This is a genomic window from Noviherbaspirillum soli (assembly GCF_015352955.1).
GTDB lineage: Bacteria > Pseudomonadota > Gammaproteobacteria > Burkholderiales > Burkholderiaceae_D > Noviherbaspirillum_A > Noviherbaspirillum_A soli.
In genome coordinates this window covers 1-5,992 of sequence record NZ_JACYOX010000085.1, presented here as the reverse complement: position 1 = coordinate 5,992, position 5,992 = coordinate 1, and the positions used below count along the sequence as shown (strand labels likewise).

Genomic DNA, 5,992 nt, shown 5'->3' with positions numbered 1-5,992 from the left:
TGTCGGCGCCGAAGGCATCGGCCGCGCTGCCGATCTGCGCGCCGGCGGCGGCATAGGCCTCGTCGGTGACGCTGGAGCGCAGGCCGGCGCCGGCCTGCACCACCAGCTCGTGCTTGGCCGCCACCAGTTTCTTGACGGTCTCGGGGGTGGCGGCGACGCGCGTCTCCCCCTCCCTTGTTTCAATGGGAATGCCTATACGCATACAATCTTCCTGTAATTAAAGTAAAACCTTTACGCAGGCACTGGCCCAGGTCCTGGCAGCCGCATCCTCTGCGCGACGCTTGCCGGATGGACGCAAGGCGCCTGGCAGCATGAACGCGGCGATGCGTGGCTGCATACTCGACTCGGGCACGGACAGTGCATACCCGCCATCAAGCTGGCGCGATGAAGCCGGCGACATTTCGTGGGGCGCTCTAATTCCCGTCAACCACGATCGTGGCACTGCTCAGATAAGCATGCTCGGATTCCGGATCCTGCAGGTGCAGCGTATGGACCAGCAGCGCCGTATGCGGTGGCAGCATGGAGCCAGCTGGAATCTGCAGCCGGTATTGCGCCGCCCCGCCCCGGTCAAGCTGAACAATCTGCGCCAGTTCCTTTGGCCTCAACCTGTACATCGCGCCACTCGCGGCGCCACGCACATCGAAGAAGTCACACTCCCGCAGACTGCGTCGCTGGGCATCATTGAGCATGCCAAGCAGCATGCACAATGCCTGCCGCTCGCCGCGCCGCTGCCATCCCTGCTTCGTTGCCGGGCCGCTCGGTGCAGCAGGCTTTCTTCCCGTTATGTACGCTATTGCCGACCGCAGCAATCCTTGCGCATCCATGACAGAAGCCTGCCATGCCGCCACATCACAATCCTCCCATCCCTGACCATGCCCCGGGGTCAATATCACGTCGCCCAAGGCAGGGCTGAATCCATCGATGCGCCGGGCGTCATGTCCGCCGCAGACGGCAAATGCGTGATAGCCCTTGCTGCACAGGTCTGCAAACAGCCTGGCTGCCGCGCGGCTGTCATCATGGCTGCCGCGTCGCCAGGCAAGCTGCGCGGATATGCCATCCTCGCCCAGGACCGAAATGCGTCCCGCCAGCCGGTTTCTTTTGCCCGGTGCAGTCTTCTCCTTGCACTGCAGGCTGGCAAGCATGGCGGTCATTGATGAGGCCGAGGTCTATGCGGTTTCTTCAATGCATGCGCAAGAACTGACAGGGGGCCGAATGGTCCTTCTTGTTCTTCGCGATGGGCGTCACCTTGCCTGCGGCCCCCACCTCACCCAGGATGCGGGCATAACGCAGGAACTCCCGTGCCCGCGACTCGCTGGAAAATTGATAGACGGTGCGCTCGGTCTCAACAATGCGTCCGTTTGAAAAAGCGTTCATGATCCACCTCGACGATCGTTCATTGGTGCTTTCAGTATCGACGCCGATGTTTCGATCACAAATGACTACGGTCAATTTTCGCGCAACTGCAGCGCGGTCATTTGCCGATGGAGCCTTGCGGGCCGGGCAAAAAAAAAGACCAGTTTCCCAAAGGGGCACTGGTCTGCTCGCGGCGGCAACAGTCGCCGCCGAGGTCGGGTCAGATCAACTCGCCGCCGGCCTCCTCATGCCGCCTTCTGCAGGCGGACCTGCCCTGCTTCCTCCGCCACGGTACGATCCAGCAGCTTCACCAGCGCATAAGCCGTATCGATATGGGGCGTTGGCGTCCCGGTGAGCCGCCCGAGTTCAACCACGGAGCCGACCAATGCATCCACTTCCGACTCGCGCCCTGCCTCCACGTCCTGCAGCATGGAAGTCTTGTGCTTGCCCACTTTCTCCGCACCCGCGATACGTTTGTCCAGGGTGACCCTGAACTCGATGCCAAGCTTGTTGGCGATCGCCTGCGCCTCCGTCATCATGTTGGCAGCAAGATCGCGGGTCAGCGGGAACTGGCAGATATCCACCAGTGTGGAATGCGTCAGCGCGCTGATGGGATTAAAGGTGAGATTGCCCCAGAGCTTGAGCCAGATCTCGGAACGGATGTTTTCCAGCACTGGCGCCTTGAAACCGGCGTTGGTGAAGCACTCCGATATCCTGGTCACGCGCTCGCTGACGGAACCGTCCAGTTCGCCAAGCGGGAAGCGGTCGCCTTCGATATGGCGCACCACGCCCGGCGCGATCAGCTCGGAGGCGGGATAGACCACGCAGCCTATCACCTGGTCCACCGGGATCTTGCCGGCCAGCGTGCCGGTCGGGTCGACCGTCTGTACCTGACGGCCTTCCAGCTCGCCGCCATGCTTGTGGAAATACCAGTACGGTATGCCGTTCTGCATCGTCACGATGACGGTGTCAGGTCCGACCAGCTTGCCGACCTCATCCGCCACCGCATCGAGCTGGTGCGCCTTCAACGCAAGGATCACGAGATCCTGCACGCCTGCCTCGCTATAGCTGTCCGTTGCCTTGACATTGGACGCGACATGCTCGGTGCCATCCTGCATGATGAGCTTCATGCCGTTGCTCCGTATGGCTCTCAGGTTGGCGCCCCTGACGATGAACGTCAGGTCCTCCCCTGCCAGGGCGAGTTTCACGCCGACATAGCCGCCAATGGCGCCTGCCCCTATGATTGCTATCTTCATTGCTTTTACCCCAAGGTCTACTCGAAACGGTTACGCAGCTTTCCTATGCCGCCGATCTCGACTTCGACGATGCTGCCAGGCTTCATCGAGCCTACGCCGACAGACGTGCCGCACAGGATCATGTCGCCGGGATATAGCGTCATGTCGCGAGAAATCATGCTGACCAGTTTCTGTACCGGAAACACCATGTCATTGACCGGATAGTCCTGCCGGACCTCGCTATTGAGCATGGTGCGCACGACCAGCATCGCGGGGTCGAGGCCGGTGGCAACCACCGGGCCGAACGGACAGAAGGTATCAAAGCCCTTGGCGCGCGCCCACTGGGGAAAGGTGGGGTCGCGCTGGATGATGTCGGCCACGGTGACATCGTTGGCGCAGGTATAGCCGAACACGTGGTCGAGCGCGTCCTCCTCCGCGACGTCGCTGCAGGTCTTGCCGATGATCACGCCCAGCTCGCCCTCATAGACGACCTTGCCCTCATCGCGCGGCTTCCTGATGGTTTCGCCGGGATTGAGATAGGAGTTGGAGGACTTGATCAGATAAAGCGGTTCCTTGGGCGGCGGCAGTTCGAGCTTGCGGCCAAGCGCATGGAAGTTGTTCCACAGTGCGATCACCTTGCCCGGCACAACCGGGGTAAGCAGCTTGACGTCGTTCATCGTCGTCGAGTGATCGGTCGGGATGGGGTCAACCATCATGTCGCCCTCGAAGATCCGGATCTTTTCGCCTTCCAGCGTGCCGAAGCAGACTTGACCTTGATGCTGAAACCGCAGCCAGCGTTGAATCATTTGATTGTCCCCTAATGAGTCGGCAGATCGCCACGCATGGCATTGATGCGATGCGCTCTCCCTTGTGATGGTGCTGGGCGCGGAGCGGATTCAGGGTCCGCTGCGACAGGTCCAGGCATGAAATAGCATGCTTTTATTGTGTGAGAAGGCCCTGTCCAGTGCCTTGACCACGGTTAAGTTTCCAAATTTCCTTATCGTGCGGCGGCGGACAGGGGGCCGGCTCAATGGCCGACCTGCGGCTGCTGCATTTCGGCCCAGTTGACGCCGGGCCTGGCGCTGCCCGATACCAGCAGCGTTTCGTAGCAGCGGCACTTGGCCGAGGTGATGGCGTCGGCCAGAAACTCGGCGTCATATGCCTTGAGCAGGTGCGCCTGGTGGTTGCGGAGATAGGAAAGCAGGTGGGCCTTTTCCTGGCTCGCCGGCAGAGCGCTTTCGTAATGGCCTGCATCCCAGTGCCATCTGAGGCCGAGCTCATGGAACGCCGCATTGTAGGCGCTGCGGTGGATGTCGGCGGCGTCATGCGCCGTGGTGTCGCTAATGTGAGAGGCAAACATCAGGGTCTCCTTATTGAATGCTGTTCATGCCGTGGCCCTCACCGGGCCCGGCGTCAACGGTGTCAGATGCCGATCTCGTGCTTGTGCACTTCCGCCCAGTCGACCATGCAGGCATCATGGCGGCCACAGGCAAGAATCAGCTCGACGCGGCGGTCCTTTGCCGCCTGTATCGCGTCAACCAGGAAATCGACGTCGTAGGCAGTCAGCAGATGCGGCTGGTGATGTTCGATATAGCGGCGGATATGCGCACGCTCCTCTTCCCGCGGAATCGGCGCATGGTAGATGTCGGCATCCCAGTGCCAGCGCAGGCCCAGTTCATAGAAGGCGGCGTTGTAGGCGCTGCGTTGCACCTCGACAGGGGTAGGCATGGCAACGTTGCTGCAAGTGATATCGGTCATGGCTTGCTCCTCGTAATCTGCAATGCGTTATGGGGAAACGTCTTGATGTCCGACGTCTTGAAGCGCATCGTAGAGGCAGCAATGCATTAGGTATAGTTAAAGTTTTTATGCATAATGATTAAGGATCATTTATACCCGGACTCTGCCTGCTATGAAAAACGCCACCTTGCGCCAGTTGAAGATCTTTGAAACGGTGGCCCGCCACCTGAGTTTTTCACGCGCCGCGGAAGAATTGCACCTGACGCAGCCCGCGGTGTCCACCCAGGTCAAGACGCTCCAGGGCCATGTCGGCCTGGTGCTGTTCGAGCACCTGGGCAAGCGCACCTACCTGACGCCTGCAGGCGAGGAGCTGCTGCGCTACAGCCGCGAGATCATCCGCCAGTTCGAAGAGGCGGAAGAAGCGCTGACCCAGTTCAAGGGCGTCACCGGCGGCAAGCTCAACGTCGCCGTCATCAGCGCGGGCGACTATTTCTTTCCGCGGCTTCTGGTTGAATTCGCGCGCCGGCATGCGGGCGTAACGCTCAACCTGAGCGTTCACAACCGGGAAAAGCTGCTCGGGGATATCGCCAACAACATGACCGATCTGGCGATCATGGTCAGGCCGCCCGAAGACATGGATACCCTCAACGAAGCCTTTGCACCGCACCCCTACGTCATCGTGGCGCCGCCCGACCATCCGTATGCGAAGCGCAGGCGCATCACCATGGCGATGATCAAGCGCGAGCCTTTCGTGGTCAGGGAAAAGGGCTCCGATACCTGGAACTCCATGGTGGAAAGCTTTGGCCAGCACATCGACGACCTGAACATCGCGATGGAAATCCAGAGCATCGAGACCATCAAGCAGGCGGTGATTGCCGGCATGGGCATCAGCTTCCTGTCGGCGCATACCATCAGCCTTGAGTTGCAGGCGGGCAGCCTCACGGTGCTGGATGTGCAAGGCTTTCCGATGATGCTGAACTGGTATGTGGTGCATCGTCGCGGCAAGCGCCTGCCCCCGGTGGCACAGGCATTCCGCGATTTCCTGATGAGCGACGGCGCAGCCCTGATACAGCGATTCATCGGCTACGCACCCGGCCGATGAAGGCATGCCAGGCAGCAGCTCTGCCTCTCAGCCGCCCAAGCTGCCGACCCCTGGAAAGTGCCGATTTGTTCATCTTGTGGAAATTGACCTCGGTCAATGAGAAGGAAATGCCCTCATCGCTATGATGCGGCTACTTAATCGGGGCATGCAGGCAGCAAGCGCAAGGCCTGCGCCGACGAGTCGACACGGGCATGCGTTCAAGAATAGCCTGCGAACCACCAGTGCGCGACCTTATCGACCGCGCCAACTTTTCGACCGAATCCCACAGGAGCAAGCATGTCTTCAGTACTGAAAACGACCGAGACCGACGAGAGCACCCTGCTGCGCGAGCAGAACCAGCAGGCAGGGCAGGCGCAGGGCGCCGAGCCCGCCGAACAGACCGACGGCTTCCACGTGCTGCTCGATGCATTGAAGGCCAATGACGTCGAGACCATCTATGGCCTGGTCGGCATCCCCATCACCGACCTGGCCCGCCTGGCCCAGGCCGAGGGCTTTCGCTTCATCGGCTTCCGCCATGAAGCCAATGCCGTCAATGCCGCCGCCATCGCCGGCTACCTGACCAAGA

At 60.7% G+C, this 5,992-nt stretch carries 8 protein-coding genes and 1 pseudogene; 2 read left to right on the top strand and 7 right to left on the bottom strand.

Features of this window, described 5'->3' with window-relative positions; genetic code table 11:
- The 7 genes and pseudogenes from IGW04_RS25320 to IGW04_RS25290 form a co-directional block, all read right to left on the bottom strand.
- Positions 1 to 202 (bottom strand): annotated as a pseudogene (locus IGW04_RS25320) (NAD(P)(+) transhydrogenase (Re/Si-specific) subunit alpha); the annotation flags it as partial.
- A 211-nt stretch (positions 203 to 413) separates the two neighbouring features.
- On the bottom strand, positions 414 to 1,151 hold the full coding sequence (locus IGW04_RS25315; RefSeq protein ID WP_194715868.1) for a hypothetical protein: 738 nt from the start codon (positions 1,149 to 1,151) through the stop codon (positions 414 to 416).
- Between the two features lie 28 nt (positions 1,152 to 1,179).
- Positions 1,180 to 1,374 carry a hypothetical protein gene (locus tag IGW04_RS25310; protein WP_194715867.1) on the bottom strand — a complete coding sequence of 65 codons (195 nt, stop codon included), beginning with the start codon at positions 1,372 to 1,374 and terminating at the stop codon, positions 1,180 to 1,182.
- A gap of 224 nt (positions 1,375 to 1,598) precedes the next feature.
- Entirely contained in the window at positions 1,599 to 2,609 is a 1,011-nt protein-coding gene (locus IGW04_RS25305) for a 2-dehydropantoate 2-reductase (protein WP_194715866.1), read from the bottom strand.
- A gap of 17 nt (positions 2,610 to 2,626) precedes the next feature.
- Positions 2,627 to 3,394, bottom strand: a complete 768-nt coding sequence (locus tag IGW04_RS25300; protein WP_194715865.1) for a fumarylacetoacetate hydrolase family protein — start codon at positions 3,392 to 3,394, stop codon at positions 2,627 to 2,629.
- 221 nt (positions 3,395 to 3,615) lie between these two features.
- On the bottom strand, positions 3,616 to 3,948 hold the full coding sequence (locus IGW04_RS25295) for an HAD family hydrolase (protein WP_194715864.1): 333 nt from the start codon (positions 3,946 to 3,948) through the stop codon (positions 3,616 to 3,618).
- Between the two features lie 62 nt (positions 3,949 to 4,010).
- Positions 4,011 to 4,346 carry an HAD family hydrolase gene (locus IGW04_RS25290; RefSeq protein WP_194715863.1) on the bottom strand — a complete coding sequence of 112 codons (336 nt, stop codon included), beginning with the start codon at positions 4,344 to 4,346 and terminating at the stop codon, positions 4,011 to 4,013.
- Positions 4,347 to 4,497: 151 nt separating this feature from the next.
- Between IGW04_RS25290 and IGW04_RS25285 the strand changes: the two genes are divergently transcribed.
- A complete protein-coding gene (locus tag IGW04_RS25285) occupies positions 4,498 to 5,427 on the top strand; it encodes a LysR family transcriptional regulator (protein WP_194715862.1) in 930 nt (309 codons plus the stop codon).
- A 276-nt stretch (positions 5,428 to 5,703) separates the two neighbouring features.
- Positions 5,704 to 5,992: thiamine pyrophosphate-binding protein (locus tag IGW04_RS25280; RefSeq protein WP_267253718.1), on the top strand; the 289-nt coding region annotated here is incomplete at its 3' end.